15 protein-coding genes are annotated in these 15,405 nt (G+C 66.0%); 4 read left to right on the forward strand and 11 right to left on the reverse strand.

Annotated elements, in window-relative coordinates; genetic code table 11:
- Positions 1-14: 14 nt before the first annotated feature.
- The 10 genes from J5X86_RS44100 to eccB all read right to left on the reverse strand — a co-directional run bounded on the left by J5X86_RS44100 (position 15) and on the right by eccB (position 10,634).
- Entirely contained in the window at positions 15-326 is a 312-nt protein-coding gene (locus tag J5X86_RS44100) for a WXG100 family type VII secretion target (protein ID WP_208522246.1), read from the reverse strand.
- Positions 327-403: 77 nt separating this feature from the next.
- Positions 404-778 (reverse strand): WXG100 family type VII secretion target, encoded by a 375-nt coding sequence (locus J5X86_RS44105; RefSeq protein WP_078644099.1) that lies wholly within the window; start codon positions 776-778, stop codon positions 404-406.
- A gap of 125 nt (positions 779-903) precedes the next feature.
- Positions 904-2,151, reverse strand: coding sequence for a S8 family serine peptidase (locus tag J5X86_RS44110; protein ID WP_208522247.1), 1,248 nt, complete (start codon positions 2,149-2,151; stop codon positions 904-906).
- 41 nt (positions 2,152-2,192) lie between these two features.
- Positions 2,193-3,743: a WXG100 family type VII secretion target gene (locus J5X86_RS44115; protein WP_208522248.1), complete on the reverse strand. Its 1,551-nt coding sequence runs from the start codon at positions 3,741-3,743 to the stop codon at positions 2,193-2,195.
- 14 nt (positions 3,744-3,757) lie between these two features.
- Positions 3,758-4,219 carry a hypothetical protein gene (locus J5X86_RS44120; protein WP_078644096.1) on the reverse strand — a complete coding sequence of 154 codons (462 nt, stop codon included), beginning with the start codon at positions 4,217-4,219 and terminating at the stop codon, positions 3,758-3,760.
- Positions 4,220-4,682: 463 nt separating this feature from the next.
- Positions 4,683-5,252, reverse strand: a complete 570-nt coding sequence (locus tag J5X86_RS44125; RefSeq protein ID WP_208522249.1) for a hypothetical protein — start codon at positions 5,250-5,252, stop codon at positions 4,683-4,685.
- Positions 5,249-7,213: an alpha/beta hydrolase gene (locus tag J5X86_RS52675; protein WP_208522250.1), complete on the reverse strand. Its 1,965-nt coding sequence runs from the start codon at positions 7,211-7,213 to the stop codon at positions 5,249-5,251. Before J5X86_RS52675 ends, J5X86_RS44125 begins: the two co-directional genes overlap by 4 nt.
- A 7-nt stretch (positions 7,214-7,220) precedes the next feature.
- Positions 7,221-7,685: a hypothetical protein gene (locus J5X86_RS44135; protein ID WP_208522251.1), complete on the reverse strand. Its 465-nt coding sequence runs from the start codon at positions 7,683-7,685 to the stop codon at positions 7,221-7,223.
- Between the two features lie 81 nt (positions 7,686-7,766).
- Positions 7,767-9,050: a type VII secretion-associated serine protease mycosin gene (gene mycP / locus J5X86_RS44140; protein WP_208522252.1), complete on the reverse strand. Its 1,284-nt coding sequence runs from the start codon at positions 9,048-9,050 to the stop codon at positions 7,767-7,769.
- Between the two features lie 21 nt (positions 9,051-9,071).
- On the reverse strand, positions 9,072-10,634 hold the full coding sequence (gene eccB / locus J5X86_RS44145; RefSeq protein ID WP_208522253.1) for a type VII secretion protein EccB: 1,563 nt from the start codon (positions 10,632-10,634) through the stop codon (positions 9,072-9,074).
- Between the two features lie 90 nt (positions 10,635-10,724).
- On the opposite strand from eccB, the gene J5X86_RS44150 reads away from it, so the two are divergent.
- From J5X86_RS44150 to J5X86_RS44165, 4 genes are all read left to right on the forward strand, one after another.
- Complete coding sequence (locus tag J5X86_RS44150; protein WP_208522254.1) at positions 10,725-10,904, forward strand: hypothetical protein; 180 nt, start codon at positions 10,725-10,727, stop codon at positions 10,902-10,904.
- Positions 10,819-12,162: a type VII secretion protein EccE gene (gene eccE, locus J5X86_RS44155; protein WP_243983051.1), complete on the forward strand. Its 1,344-nt coding sequence runs from the start codon at positions 10,819-10,821 to the stop codon at positions 12,160-12,162. The genes J5X86_RS44150 and eccE overlap by 86 nt, the downstream gene beginning before the upstream one ends.
- A complete protein-coding gene (locus J5X86_RS44160) occupies positions 12,162-12,968 on the forward strand; it encodes a hypothetical protein (RefSeq protein ID WP_208522256.1) in 807 nt (268 codons plus the stop codon). The genes eccE and J5X86_RS44160 overlap by 1 nt, the downstream gene beginning before the upstream one ends.
- A 95-nt stretch (positions 12,969-13,063) precedes the next feature.
- A complete protein-coding gene (locus J5X86_RS44165; RefSeq protein ID WP_093465055.1) occupies positions 13,064-13,294 on the forward strand; it encodes a DUF397 domain-containing protein in 231 nt (76 codons plus the stop codon).
- Between the two features lie 70 nt (positions 13,295-13,364).
- On the opposite strand, the gene J5X86_RS44170 is transcribed toward J5X86_RS44165, so the two are convergent.
- Positions 13,365-15,179: a PQQ-binding-like beta-propeller repeat protein gene (locus J5X86_RS44170; RefSeq protein ID WP_208522257.1), complete on the reverse strand. Its 1,815-nt coding sequence runs from the start codon at positions 15,177-15,179 to the stop codon at positions 13,365-13,367.
- Positions 15,180-15,405: the final 226 nt, after the last annotated feature.

The following is a 15,405-nucleotide window of genomic DNA, read 5'->3' on the forward strand; positions in this document are numbered from 1 at the left end:
TTGCGACCGGACTCTCAGATGCTGATGTCCTGGAACAGCTGGGCCGACTTCTTGTCGGTCGCGTGGTAGTCCATGCTGCCGGTCCTGACCTTGGTCGCCACCTCTTTGAGCGTGCTCTCGATGTGGTTGGCGCGCGTCTTGAACTGCCTCTCGGCGGCCAGCATCATCTGGTGAGCCTCGCCCTCCCAACCGTCGGTCACGGCCTTGACCGAGGCGATGATGGCCTCGATCTGCTGGCTCACCACCCTGGCGCCGCGCTCGAGGTCACCGGCGGTGTCCTCGAGCGAGTTGTATGTGACCTTGATGTCCATCCCGTCACCGGACACTTATGCTCCACCCCTCGTGGTGTCTTGATGGTTGTCGATCATTTTTGTCCCAGCGCCTTGATGGCTTCCCTAGACGACTAGAACTGGTCGACCTTGCTGTGGGCCAGGCCATCCGCACCACTGCCGAGGTGCCCGCCGGCCGCGCTGCCATTGACGTCAACGCTGCGGAGCTGGGATGCGATCTCAGTGTCGTTGGCACCACCGGAACGGTGCGTGAGCTGCACCGCCTCGTGGATGTTGACGATCAGCTGACGCAGAGCCTCGTGGTCCTCGTTGAGGCTCATCTGCGCCCTCCTGAACGCGCTTCCGCCCTGACCGGTCCACGCCGCCTCCACCGTGTCGATGGCGTTGATCAGCGTGCGCAGGTTCTGCGAGAGGTCCTCGCTGACGCGGCCGAGGTCGCCCTCGAACTTCCTGAAATGTGCGTCGCTAATCCGCTGCGAGCCCGACATCTTTCCACCTTCCCCCATGATGTGTTGGTGAGCCGAGCTGGGGATTCTTCGTCAGCTCACCACTCTGTGGAGTTTCCTACCGGACATGGCAGGAAGCGTCTAGCTGTAGTTGGTGCTGGTGCTGCTTACGGCCTGGCCATCGTTCCACCACGACGTCGCACGATGGTGAAGGCGACCGCGGCCCCGGCGACAACGACAACGCCCGCGCCCAAGGCGACCCAGAGCGTGGTATTACCGCCGTCGTCCTTTGCTTTGGCCTCAGCCACGGGCTTCTTAGCGGCTTGCTCATCCGATGCGGGGGGCTGTGAGGCGTCCCCCGCAGCCTTAGACGCCGATTCGGAGGGCTTTGGTTTCGTAGCTCCTTCACGAGCGAGCAACGGATTGGTGTTGGCCGGCCCCGGATCCCCTTCGCCATCAAGAAGCACCTTGCGAGGGCGGACCGAGCCGTACCCGAGGTAACTGCTCGGGATGTCACCGGTCTTGGGCTTCGCGGCGGTCTGCATCATGACGCGCAGGACCTGGTTGTTGGTCCACTTAGGGTGCTTGGACCAGATCAGGGCGGCGGAGGCGGAGGTGATGGCGGTTGCTTGGCTGGTCCCATGCGAAGTGCAGACATTACTTCCGCAGTGAATGGGGATTTCGTCCCCGATGGCTACCAGCCCCACTTGATCGCCAGACGTTGAGAACTCAGCCACCTTCCCTGCACGATTGATGGCACCCACACCTACGACACCAGGCAGTGAAGACGGGTACTCGGGATGGTTCTCTTTATCTCCGCTGTTCCCCGTCGCAGCGAATATCAAGGCACCTTTGTTGATCGCGTACTCTACGGCAGCTCGAGCCTTGGTGAAGTACATGGAACTCGTGCCTCCTGTCCCGAGAGAGATATTCAGGACTCGTGCACCGTGATCAACCGCATACCTTATAGCCCTGGAAATTAGCGGGTCAGCGGCATCCGTCCTGCCATCGACAATGGCTTTGATGGGAAGGATCTTGGATTCCGGTGCCAGCCCCTGGACGCCACCGCCGCTCCCCGTCCCGGCGATGAGAGCGGCCATGTTAGTTCCATGTCCGTTCTCATCTTTATGCACATCTGTCGGTGAGTTAGAGGCATCTGTACCCGACAGCACTTGCCCCCGTAGCTCGGGCAGCGATGCCTTGACACCTGTGTCGATGACAGCGACGGTGACCCCCTTGCCCTTACTCACCTTCCACATGTCGTCCGCCTGCATGTCTTTCAGGTACCACTGCTGCGAGCTGATGTCCTGTGCGGCTGCCGCGGGCGCGATACCACCCACCGCCATGAGCCCGGCTCCGAGTGTTGCCAGAGCCGACAGGGAACGCCGCCGCGCTCCGTACTTCAGGAATGGCATAGGTGAGTGCTCTCCTCGGCATTGCACAGGATCTGTCCGATCTAGTCGATGACCGGCGGGACCGTGTTCCGCCGTCCACCCGACCAGCTCTCTTCGTCTTCCTGAAGGTAATCGGGCCTGGAGCCGGAGGCTTCCGAGTCCTTCGGTGCTCCCCTGCCGGAGCGCGGCGTCGACTCAGGCGCCTGGTCGTCCCTGACAAGCCCGGATCCTCCCGGGGTGAAGTCCGACTGCGATCCGCGCGCAGAACGCGTACCGCTGACGGGACCTCCCGATTCCGACGAAAGCCGCTGGCCCTGGCCGCCATTGCTCCCAGGCGCGTGCGTACCGCCCTCGGCGGACGCACCGCCCGCGCCCAGAGGACCACGCCTTGGAGGGATACCGTGTTCGTCTCCGACGACCGTCCCGCGGGGCAAACGTTGCCCATTCAGGTTGTTCGGCCCTCGCGGGCTGTCCACGGTCCCACCCGGCTCCGAGGCGAGCCGTCGGCCCGGCCCGGCGTTCGCCGACGGAGGCGTTCCTCTGCCGAAACCGTGCGTGGCGGGTCCCACCGGCCCGCGCCTCATCAGCCCTTGCTCTTCTCCGATGACCCTGCCCCGGGGAATCCGCGGAGCGTTGGTTTGCCCCGGTGGGCGAGCTTGGGTCCCCCCGTGAATGCCATCAGGCAAGCCGGTCCGAGGAATGCCCGTCGGCCGGGGCTGCTTCACGGCGCCTTGGTAAGGGCCAAGCGGCTCTCGCGCAGGGTTACCCCCTCCCCGCATGGGCGGCGGGGCACTTGGCAGGAGCGGCCTGGGTCCGTTTGGCACCACAGGGTTTACGTGCTGCTCGGGCGCATTCTGCGGCGGCGAAGCAGGAAGCCTGCTTTGATCGATGGCGTCAGGTGAAGGTGGCGTCATCGTGGAGTCGATGCTGGTCCTGGCGTCCGGCACAACATTCGGCACGACGTCCACGTCCGAGTCGCCGTGTCCTGTGGGGATGGCTGCTGGCTGATGCGCAGTAGCAGCGTCCGGACTCCCACCGAGATGAGGAGCAGCGGATAGCGGCGTACCTACATCGGTTTGAGGCGTCCCCGAGGAGCCGGAGGCAGGCGGGTCGTAACGCGGGGCGAACCCGGGCGGCAAGGGCGGAAAGTTCGGCTCCTCGAGAGCCTTGATCTCCGTGTAAGCCGTCTCGTAATACGAGTCCAGCTTGTCCATCTGCTGGAGCGCCTCTAGGTGGTGCTTATCCGCGACCACCTTCTCCGCATCGCTCTTGTGCTTCTTGTCGTCGGCCACCGTCGGGGCCGGCATCGCTGCCTTGACCTCGGTCAGGCCCTGGCCCGCAGTGGACATGTGTACGCCGACGAGCAAGGTGTAGTCGGCCATCTTGTGAGTCTGCTTGGCCACCTCGCGACCCCAGTTCCGGAATGCGTCGGCGCCGTCCCCCTCCCAGTGCACCCGCTCGGCGTGGGCCTTCAGCTCGTCCGCGATGGCGTTGATGTCGTCGAAGGCAGCCATCAAAGCGGTCCCGACGTCGGTCAGCGCGGCTGGCTTCGCGGTCGCGACCATGTTGTAGAGCTCGTCGTGCGACCGCTTCTCGAACTTCCCTCCGGCCATCTACCTTCTCCCCCTCACAGCGCGTCGCCCCCGACCTCTTTGCTGCCGTGGTTCTCAGTCTGACCAGCGTGCTTCTCGGTGGGCTCGCGGTAGTACTTCCGCGTGTGTGCCTGGATCTCCCGCATGCGACGGGCCTGTTCGGCGTCCATGCCGTCGTATCCACGCTCGGCGACGATCGCCATGAGGCCCATGGCCTCAATCTGGTCGCCGAAGGACTTGCACAGGGTCTCCAGCCGCGCGTGGACCTTCTCGTAGAGGTTGGCCAGGTCGTCAGAAGAGGTGAACCCGGAGCCCGAACCGTACGCGTCCCGCGTGATGGACTGTTGCGAGATCGTCTTGCGCGATGCCGGGGACTTCTCAAGGTCGGTCAGGACCTTGTCCAGCCGCGTCTTGAACTTGGCAAGCGTCTCGGCTTCCTTGACCAGCTTCTTACCGAACGGCGTCTGTGGCTCAGACCCCGGCTCTATGGGCCTCACGCTGTCCCTCCCCGTATGACACCAACGATGTCCTAAGCCACTCTATCCGTCAGCCTTGGACGCCCCAACTACCCCGTAGCTGTGGGACGTCGACGGTTCAGTAACGGTCCCCTCCCCCAAACGGCGCATACGAGGCACACGTCGCATCCGGCGACACTATCGACTTCACCACAGACGCACATGAGTACGCATACCTATTTCCCTGGACGACAGCACCGGCGTCCGCTTCGCTCTCGACAAGACGAGACGCACGCCCATCGGTACCGGGTGTGGGACCTGGCACGGCCGGTTCCTGAACACAAGTGCCGCAACCATGCAGCAGGGGGCACGGGGCCTGTGCATGGCGGGAGGTGGTCCGGCCCGCCGAGATCAACATCTGCCCCGCCCCGTGCAGGTGAATCGGCGTCGAGGGTCCGGACGCCCGTCCCCGCGTGTCCGGGCTCCCGGACACGCTCACCGCCGTCTACTGGTCGTTGGGCTTGTAAGCCTTGTCGACGTAGCAGGGCGATGCCAGCGAGATCGAGATACTGTCGCGCATCTTCTTCTCCCACTTCGATGGGTTCGGGTAGGTGGAAGGAAGACTCAATTCGATCGTCACCGTGTGGTGCTCCTTCTTGTCCTCCACCTCAAGTCGAAGCTGACGTGCCTTGGAGTTGGCCTCTCCGTAGCGATAGACCTTCCAGCCATGCTTCGGAAGTTCGCGATGAAGCCTGTCCATGGCTTCCTTCAGAGCATCCGCGGACGGCCCCACCACCGACCACCAATGGTTCACACGGTAGCCGTGATCAACGTCCTTGCAGGGGCTGGCGTGTGGAGCAGCCGGGGAAACGTCGCCTCGCAGTTCAGAGAGGTCGAGGATCTTGCTGGATTGCCGCCTGACCAAGTCCTTTGCATCTTCCAGGCTCATGCGCTGTGGCGTGTAATCCAGACCATCGTCGTCTTTTGTCACCGTTGAGCATCCTGTCGCGGCGATGAGGGCAGACATGGCGAGGCCGACACGCCAGGCGAATCGGCGTTGTGCGGAATCTGTCACTTGCGTGTCACTTCCCCATACCTTCCGACCACAACCTTTGCCTGGTTCTGAAGACTCTCCGAGTCTTCATCCCAGTAACCACTGTGCCCCGATGTGTCGGTATCGACGATGTTACCCCCGAAATCGGGATCAGTTGGCTCGCGCGGATCAATTCGAATCACGCCGAGCCTGATTCCGTTTTCGTCCGTTGGGTTCAGATCGGCTGGTCCGGACATTCCGTCCCCATCGAGCCATGGGATGATGTCGGGCATCTCGAAGTGGACGTCTTTTTTGGCATGTCCCCAGGCGCCCACTTCAGGAACCGGATCACTGGAAGGCCACGGGATCTCACTCTTCCCGGCGTCGGCTGCCCAGACATGGTCCTCGCCCACATCGAGATCTGAAGCGTGACCGACCTGCATACCAGGGCTGCCCGCCACAAAGATGTCATCCGCCGCCAGCTGTCCCTGGCGGGCAGCAGATCCGATAACGGTGCTCCCATAGCTGTGCCCCTCGACAGTCAAATGCCCGGGGTCTCCATCATGAGAAGCACGGAGACCGCTGACAAAGTCGTTCAACTTCGGTCCGCCCTCGTCAGCATAGCCACTCTTGGGGGAGTCGGTTACGATATTTTGCGGGGCATCGTAACCGAGCCAGGTAATAGTGGAGACATCCTGCCCCTGCGCTATGCCGTCACTGGCTCGCCACAGCTTTTCCATTCGCCCGACATCTCCCCCTATTTTCTCAAGGCTCGACGTGGTCCCTGGGACGTAGACTGCCGTATGATCTGCCTTGTCGGGGTTACCGTTGGCTACGATGGCATGGCCATTACCCTTGGTATCAAAGCCGAGCAAGTATGCCTTGGGCAATGGTTTCTCTCCAGGGTGCTTGGGATCAGCCTGCCCCGTCCGGTCGAAGCGGTCCTGAATGGCGTCCATACCCTTCAGCGCCGCCTTCAACTCTCGCGCTTTGTCTCCGTACTTCTTGTCCCAAGCGACCCAGTCTCCGCTGTATGCGTTACCCGGAACAGCGTCACGTATGTCTACGTACTTGTTCGGCTCCTTGGGAATCGCCTGAAGTTGCATTGAGTATTCGCCACGCTTCTCCGCAAGCACAACGCGATTGGCTTCATCGCGAACATCTGCCGGAATGCCGTTAAGTGATCCGAGACTGTCCGGGTACACAGAGGCGTAAGTAGCTTTCTCATCATCGGAAAGCCCCCTCCACCACTTGGTGTTGTCCTCAGGGCTGCCGTGCTCGGGGGGACGCTTTATCTCGCCGAGGTAATCCTTCGCGCCATGACGGACTCCTGTGGCGTCCTCTTTCGCGTCGGCCCAATCCTCGGCGGCGACGGTCAGATCGTCGTCGGCCTTCAGCTTGCGCAGCTTGGGGGACCACTTCTCGTCGGCCTGAGTGGCGTCATAGACGGCTTGAGCGATGCGGTTGGCGATCCCCACCGCACGGCCGAAGTTCGGATTGGGGTGAATGTTCGCCGCCTGGCGCCTCAGGGCGTCGGCTGTGTCATTCGCGTCGCCGGTCGGGTCGATCGGCTGGTTCGTCGGCTTGCCCTTCGCGCTGCCATGGACCGTGCCGCCCTCCGGCACTTTGCCGTCGACCTTGTCACCGGCCGCCGGGTAGCTCACCGAGCCATCCGAGCCTACCGAGAACTTTTCTGCCTCGGCGTCCTCCACAGCGGCGTCGAGCTTGTCCTTGGCTGCTCGTAGTTCGTAGGCCAGAGAGTTGAGGGCAGTGGTGATGAGAGCGCACTCGACCTGGGTGTAGTGGAAGTTGGTCGCCAGCTTCCGGAGCTGCACCACGGCGGCGTCAACGGCCTCGCCCTCGAGCGTTTTCCGCATACCCGCGGCTATCTGCTGCTCGAGGTCGTCCTTGACCTGACTGGCCATGTCGCCGACGGTCCGATAGCCGCCCGCGGCATCCTCGAACTCCGACGGCTTGAGGGACTTGAGCGTCGCGTAATCCACCGCCGCTTCACCGACCCCGGCTGTCGCCGCCGACGGGCTTCGTGTCCTTGTACAGGACGTCCAGCCCGTCGAACGCGCACTTGGTGGCCTCGTCGTTCTTGTACTGGTGATCCCCGGCCCTTTCAAGCCGGTCCTGGATCGCGCCACACTTCCCGCTTACGCCCTTCAGGTAGCGCTTCCAGGAGCGGTAGAGCTCCCGTTGGGCCGCCGCGCTCTGGATGCCGCCACCGGAGTCGCTGCCCGCGCCCAGGCCGGTCTGCTCCTTCTCCAGCTTCGTCAGTGCCGTGGTGATGTCCCCCCGGAGTTTGCCGACTCCTCTGCCCGCTGTCGTCCAGGCGTTCTTGTTGGACTTCAAGTTGCCGGAGCCGCCCTGATCCCAGGCCGGCTTGTCGTTGGCGCTTGCGAGACTCATCCCGGTGTCACCGGACGCCTCGCGCTTCATCTGCGCCCATTCCGCCTCGAACGTCGACATACGCTCCCCCGCCTTGCATGATTCACAGCGACGTCAAATAGCTCAGTGTAGGAGAATGATCAGGCGCTTCCATGAGTACTCCTACTCAGCTACTCCGGAGCGACGGCGCCTCCGTTCGTTGAGGACCGCTGCCAGGCCCGCGATGCCCGCCACCACGACGGCCGCGGCTCCCACGGAGTACGTCGCGAGGCGTTCCCTTCGCTCCTCGGGGGTCTCGCCCAGGGGCATGGGGGCGGGGTCGGGCGCGGCGACGTCGTGGGCGGCGCCCTTGTCCAGGGTGACGTGGTCGATGCGGGTTTCGTCCTCGGTGAGGGCGCGGACGGGGTCGACGACGCCCCAGCCGATCAAGCGGTCGTGCTCGTTGACGGCTCGCTCGGCGGTCTGCTCGATCTGGGCGACCACCTCGTGCTGCTTCCAGTCCGGGTGCTTGGCGCGGATCAGGGCGGCGACGCCGGCCACGTAGGGCGCGGAAAAGCTGGTGCCGTTGTCCACGCATTGGCCTCCCTTGGGGACGGTGGAGACCATTTCGACGCCGGGGGCGGCAACATCGACGAAGTCGCCGGACTGGGAGAAGGCGGCGCGCTCGTTGTTGCGGTCCGAGGCGCCGACGGCGAGGACGCCGTCGTAAGCGGCCGGGTAGGTCTTCTTGACCTTGCCGTCGAGACCGTCGTTGCCGGCGGAGGCGACCACGACGACGTCCGCTTGCAGGGCGTTCTCAACGGCCTGCTGCAGCTTGCTGTTTGCCTGGAGCGGCTTGACGGTGTCCTGGGAGATATTGATGACGCGGGCTCCCGCGTCGACCGCCCAGTCGATGGCCGTGGCCATGGTGTCGGTGGTACCGGAGCCCTTTTCATCGTTCTGCCGGATCGGGATGATCTCGGCCTTCGGTGCGATACCGACGAACCCCGTGCCCGTGTGCGGGCGGGCGGCGATGATGCCGGCGACCTTGGTGCCGTGGCCGACCGAGTCGTCCGTCCCGTCGCCCTTCTTCCCCTTGGACAGACCCTTCTTGCCGCCCTTACGGACCTCCTTGCCGCTCTTGGCGTCGACGGCGTCCTTGAGCTGGGCATTGGTGTTGTCGACACCGGTGTCGATGACGGCGACCTTGACCGGACGGCCCTTCGGGTCCAGCCCCTTGGTGTCGTGCCACAGCTGGTCGAGCATGACGCGCTGAAGGGACCAGGGGGTGCCCTTGATCTGTTTGGCGGGATAACTGCATTCGCCGCTGCCCGCGAGGGACAGATTCGGCGCCGCGGAGGGCGATGTCGGTCCGACTGCCGCGGAGGGCGATGGTCCGGCTGCCGCGGTCAGCGCCGTGAGGGTCGTCGCCGCCGACAGGGCGAAGGGTTTGATGATGCGCCGCATGTGTTTCGGCTTCCTCATGTCCTATGAACCCTGGGGCTGCTTGGCGCTGTTGGCGTCGAGGCGTGGACCGGTGGGCAGGAATTCGGACCAGTCCGCGGGCACCGGAGTCGGGTTGACGTCCTGGTATCCGAGGCTGCGCTGGGCCTTGTTGACGTCCTGTTGCGTCTCAGTGGCCTTGTCCTTGCCGGAGCCGTCGTCGCCGATTTTCGATGTACCGGAATCGCTGTCGTTGTTGGACTGGACCGAGTAGCGAAGGCCGGTGTCGGTCACCAGGAAGACCGGTCCGTTCTTGATCTGGCGACCGCTCACCTGGCGGTAGAGCACTCCCGAGCCCGGAGTCACATAGGCGCTGGTGGCACCGTCCGGGATGGTGGCAGGGAAGTCCCTGCCAGCCCAAGTGGCCACCTTCGCACCGCTCTTGGCCGTCACGCCGTCCATGACGCTGCAGCTGGTGTCCCGGGCTCCGCTGCCCAGTGCGGGATCGACGGAGTTGGCCTGGTTCGGGATTTCGCTGGGCCAGCGGTACTTGCCGTAGAACTCATTCTCGGCGTCCGGGGTGAACGACGGGGCCGCCACTCGCTTGGCCGTACTCGCCTCATTGATGGAGGTCTTGCTTCTGAGCAGGAGCTTGGCGACGAACTCCGAGACGCGTTGGACCTTTCCCTGCAGCACCACGTACTTCTGGGTGCCGGCTCCGGTGGGCGCTTCGAGCACCATGCCGACCCGGTTCGCCTCGCCGAGGCTCGACACCCCGGCGTCATCGCCGATCCCACCGGGAACCTGCGGAAAGTCGATCGGTGCCCCGTCCCTGAAAGTGGCCAGCCAGTCCCTGGTGACGTGCTGCGGCCGAGCCCCGTCGTGAAAGATCGAACGCAGCAGGAGATTGCTGTCCTCGGCGGACTTGGCCTTCCAGTCCGGGCCGCCGATCAAATACTTGACGCCCCGCGGGTCTACGAGATAACGAGCGCCGTCCTGGCCCTGCACATAGAGGGCCTGACCACCGTGGAGCACCTGGGAGCCCCGCATCTTCTTCAGCTTCGGGTCCCGTTCGGAAAAGAGGAAGACGGCCTTCTGAGTGGTCTTCCCATTGCCGCCCGGCTGTTCGCAAACCGCCCACGTCATGCGCTTCTTCGCCTCGTCCGCACTGGGGATGCGGTCAGGCGCGTACGGAATGCCGATCGTGGGGCCACGCGGGATGTGGCCGTTGTCGAGCTCCGACTCCTTCACCTTGATGATGCTGGACTTCTCGGGGTCGAGGAGAAGCTTGGCGGAGGCGAGATTCAGCACGGGGTGGAGTTGGGGCTTGCCGCCGGTCTTCAGGATCACGTATCGAGTGGTGGAGTCACTGCCGACGATCACATGCGATTCCGGCGTGTCCCACCCCTTGGGGGCGACGGGCTTGAACATGCCCCAGGCGCCGAAGCCGGCGAGAATCAGGGCCCCGACCACGACCCCGGGAAGGACCGCGCGCAGCGGACGCGGCGCGCCCTCCTCCGTGCCACTCGGCGTGGGCTGCAAGAACGCGGCGACTGTCCGCTTCTTCGCATAGATATAGGCGTTGAGTTCATCCCGCCGTGATGCCATTTTTAGCCGCTTCTCCCCGCTTTTCGGCCTCGGTAGTCAGGTAGCCTGCCGTCGGTCCTGGTGTCGTACCGACCCTCTACTATGCCGGTAGTGAACTGGCTCATGCCGCCCGGGGACACTGACCGGCTGGCGGTCGACGACCGGGCCGTTCGGGCCGGTTTCGGATATGAGGGGGCTGACGGGGATGGCTGCCGCAACGCGCGCACGTACGGCGAGGAGCGCGTCCGGCCGAGGAGCACCGAGCGGACCGCGTCCGCCCGCGCCCGCTGACGCTCCCCCGACAGCGGCCCCCATCGCTTCCGCCAGCCCACGCACGACGTCCCGGCCCGGCAGCATCGGCCCCCTGCGGCTGCAGCAATTCGTGCTGGTCGAAGTGGCCGCGGCGATCGTGCTGGCCGCAGGGGTCGTCAACAAGCTCTTGCTCGTGCCGGCCGGAGTCGTGGGCGTCGTCCTGGTTCTGCTGGCCGTGGTCACGCGTCATCAGCAGCCGATTCCGGAATGGCTGGGCACCGCGCTCGCGCTGCGCAGGCGCCAGCGGCAAGCGGCGAAGTCGATCGACGCGGGCGCGGACCACGTGTTCACGCCGGCCCTGGAGTGCGAACCGGCTCTGCGCACCTATACGTTCACCGATCGTGAGCGGCGCATGGTCGGCCTGGTGGGCGACGGCACCTTCCTGACCGCCATCCTGCAGGTGGACGCGACGGACTCGCCGCTGCGCCCTCACCGTATGCAGCGTCCGCTCCCGCTTTCGCTGCTGCGTGACGCCATGGACGTCGACGGCATCGTCCTGGAGTCAGTCCAGGTGGTGCAGCATGCGCTGGCGGCGCCCGCACCCCATCTGTCGGCGCAGACGGTGCCCGTGCGCAACTATGGGCCGCTTCAGGAGCAGACGGGCGCACCCGCGGTTCGTCTGACGTGGGTGGCGTTGAAGTTCAACCCGGAGCTCTGTCCGGAGGCCGTCGCGGCCAGGGGCGGGGGCCTCGATGGTGCGCAGCGGTGTGTGCTGCGGGCCGCGGATCAGCTGTCGAGCAGACTGCAGGGCGCGGGTTTCGGCGTGACGCTCCTGACGGAGGAAGGCGTGACAGCGGCGATCGCCACCGCCGCGAGCGTCAACCCACGAGCGACGGCGCAGGCCCGGCAGACCAACACGCTCAGCCGGCGCACGGTGGAGAGCACACGGGCCTGGCGTTGCGACGACCGCTGGCACACCACCTACTGGGTGAGCCGGTGGCCGCAGTTGGGGCCGGGCGCCACGCCCCTTCCCCAGCTGGCCGCGCTGCTGACCTCGCTGCCCGCGCTCGCGACCACGTTCAGCCTCACCTTGCGACGAGGCGGGACGCAGGGCGGCCGGCCCGCCCCCACGGTGAGCGGGCATCTCCGGATCACGGGTCATAGCGCGGACGACCTGGTCGGGATGAGGCGGGAGCTCCAGCGCACCGCCCGTGGGGTACGGGTGGGGCTCGCACGGCTGGACCGCGAGCAGGTACCCGGCGTACTCGCCACTCTGCCCCTGGGAGGGACCCGCTGATGGCCATGCCGACGACCGTCTCAGGCGGCCCTTCCTACTCCCCGGCCTCCACACCTGGCCCCATGCCTGGTCAGACGGATGAGCCGGGAACTCCCGCCCCCCGCAGGCCGCGACGGGGTTTCGGGCTGATCGGACCGCGGCGCCAAGGGCACGAACTCCCCCCGGAGCAGTTCGACGCACTGGCGCTGCCGATCGGCGACGACGGGGTGATGATCGGCGTCGGCGCGCGGGATCAACCCGCCGTACTGGGCCTGCACCGTCCTACGCCCTTCAATGTCGTCCTGGTCGGCGGGGTGTGGACAGCGCAGGTGATCGGGTTGCGAGCGGTCGCCACGGGCGCGCGGGTCACCGTGGAGACCGGCCGTCAGCAGATGTGGGCGTCATTGGCGCAGGCCGCGAACGGCGGGTACCAGAGCATGACGCTCCACGACGTGGGACGTGTGCCGCCACAAGGGCCGTCGATCGGCAGCCCCGTCCTGGTGATCCGTGACGCGGGCATGCGGCCGCCGCGCGGGCGGGTTTCCTCGGCGCCATGGCAGTCCGTGCTGACGCTTCTGCCCTATATGAGCCCGGTCGCGCCCCGGCTCATGGAGAACGCGGACCTGGTGGGCGTCCAGCGGGTGTCCCCCGAGGAGGCCGTCCAGGTCGGGCGGATCATGGGGCTGCCGTCCATGGATGTCGAGTCACTGTCCACGCTCCCGGACGGGGTCACTCTTTGGTGTGATCGCCAGACCCGGCTCTATGTGGCGACACATCCGACGGACGTCGAGTCGGGCCTGTTGGGCGGGGCTCGCCGCATGGACTGACGGTGTTCGATTGCCGCCGCGCACACCGTGGATGAGACTGTCAGCCAAGCACCAGGCGGGCTAGTTTCCGCGGTACCCGAAGGGATTCTCCACCGATGGCCGACGCCAAAGAGAAGGAAGAGCTGTACGCCCTCGACATCTCCGATGTCGAGTGGCTGAGCGCACCTGGCAGCACCTCCGAGGACCGGGTGGAGATCGCCTACCTGCCGAATGGGGCAGTGGCCATGCGGAATTCCACCGACCCCGAGACCGTGCTGCGCTACACGGAGGCCGAATGGCGTGCCTTCGTCCTGGGCGCGCGGGACGGCGAATTCGATCTGACCTGAGAAGCGCGGGCGCGGGGGCGGACACCGGTCGGTGTCCGCCCCCGCGGTCGTTCTCCCGCTCGCCTGCCGCTCAGGGCCCGAAGGCCAGGAGGAGTTTTTCGGGGGTGGTGTCTTTGCCGGTGACGCGGTTGGTGGCGATGTAGAAATTGCCGTTGCGGTAGGTGTGAGTGGCGGAGTAGAAGTCGCGCTCGGTGCTTTGGGTGGCCTGGGGCAGGCGTAGCAGGGTTTTCGGCTTGCCGCCGTCGGGGGCGATGCGGACGATCTGGCCGGGCTCGCTGTACGAGGGCTTTTCGTAGGCGATGAGGGTCTTGCCATCCATGTTCAGTGGGAGCAGGAGCCGTTCGGCCACCTTGACGGCCCATTTGCGTTTGCCGGTGTCGAGGTCGAAGGCGTGGATCTCGCTCGTCGAGCCGGTGCCCTGGTCCTGGGTCATCTCGGTCGGCAGGTAGAAGGTGTCGGCGGAGACGGCGACGCCCTCGCAGTTGCCCATGTTCGTGCCGAAGATGTCCGTGCCGCACTCCGGCTGGTAGGAGTGCTTGCCCAGTGCGAGGGTCGAGCGTTCCTCGCCGTTGTCAGAGATGGCCAGGATGCCGCCGGACTGTCGGTTCTGGTCGGTGAGGGCCACTACGGCGGGGCTGCTGGAGAAGATGTTGTTGACCTTGTAGCCCTTACGGACGTTGTAGGTCCACTTGATCGAGCCGCTGGGGGTGAGTTGCTGCAGCCTCGCGGTGCCATTGGTGCAGGAGTAGGCGCGTAGCAGGACCTTGCCGCCCGCGTAGCCGTCAATGGAGCAGCCCGCACTCGGCTTTTCGGATGAGACTTCCTTGCCGTCGCTGACCTTGATGACGGCGGAGCCGCCGAACCAGGCCATGCCGACGAGGTCGCCGCTCTGCGCCATGCCCACGCTGGTGTAGCCGCTGCCCAGGGAGCCGGCCTCGGGGGCGTGGTGGTCCCAGAGCTTGACGCCCTTGTTCAGGTCGATCAGGGCGAGTTGGCTGCACGAGTCCTTTCCATGGCCCTCATAGGCGACCACGACCTTGCCATCGGTCGTGGAGTGGGGAGCGGCGCAGACCGCCTTGGGGAGTGAGAGGGTCCACTTGCTGCCCCCCTCGTCCTGGTACGCGACGATCTTGTTCTCGACCGCCTTGACGACATAGCCCTTCATCGCCCAGAAGCCGGGCACTTCCAGGTTCTTCTTGCTGAGCTCGGGCGCGGGCGTCTGGTAGAGGACCTTCGCCTCGCCCGCCCGGCGCTGGTCGTTGGGATCGCTTTCGCCGCTGCCGCGGCCGCCGGTGTTGTCGCCGTTGCCGGTCGGCCTGGGGGTCGGGTCCTGTGTCCGCGGTCGGTCCGGAGTGGTCGTCGTGGGGCCGGCGGTGGGCTTCTTACCGTCGTCATCGCCTCCTACCGCGGCGTACACCCCGCCCCCCGCCGCGAGCAGTACCGCCGCCACCACCGCGCCGATGACGAGGGCTTTGCGCTGACGGGCCGGGCCGCCGCCGCTGGGCGGATGCGCGCCGTACGGCCGGCCGGGCGGCGGGGAGTGCGGGCCGCCGTACCCCGGCTGACTCGCGTACGGGCTCTGGGCGTACGGGTGCGCGGGGTCCGGGCCGGGGGGACCGGGCGCGCCGGGCGGTGGTGGAGGCGGGCTCGACGGCAGGACGCCGGTGTCCCATATCTGGGGCGGGGTGTGGCCCGTCGACGGAGCCGATGGGGGTCTCGGGGGTGCGGCGGGCGGCACGGGTGGCACCTGAGGTCTCCGCGGCGAGCCGAAGCCGCCCTGGCCGGGCTCCTGGGGCACCTGAGGCCGCTGAGGCTCCTCGGGCTCCGGGGGCGGGCCGAAGCCGCCGGAGGGCGGCTGGTTGGGGGGCTGGGGCGGCTGCGACATCTGCGCCTACCTCTCACGCGAGTCCACCGACCGGTCGGCCTCCTCTCCGCGATCCGGTCGGCGGCACCGGCCGGAAAGGGGCGACGTGGTCGCAGGTCCCACTGTGCAACGGCATTCGAGCGGGGATTCTTTGTACCACCGGACGCTTGGACTTCCCCCCGTGGTTGCCGGGTACGTACCGCCGTAAGGCACGGTGAGGTCTCGGACTGCCTTGAGTGCGCGGACA

The sequence above is a fragment of the Streptomyces sp. NEAU-YJ-81 genome, assembly GCF_017592595.1.
In the GTDB taxonomy this organism is placed as follows: domain Bacteria; phylum Actinomycetota; class Actinomycetes; order Streptomycetales; family Streptomycetaceae; genus Streptomyces; species Streptomyces hygroscopicus_B.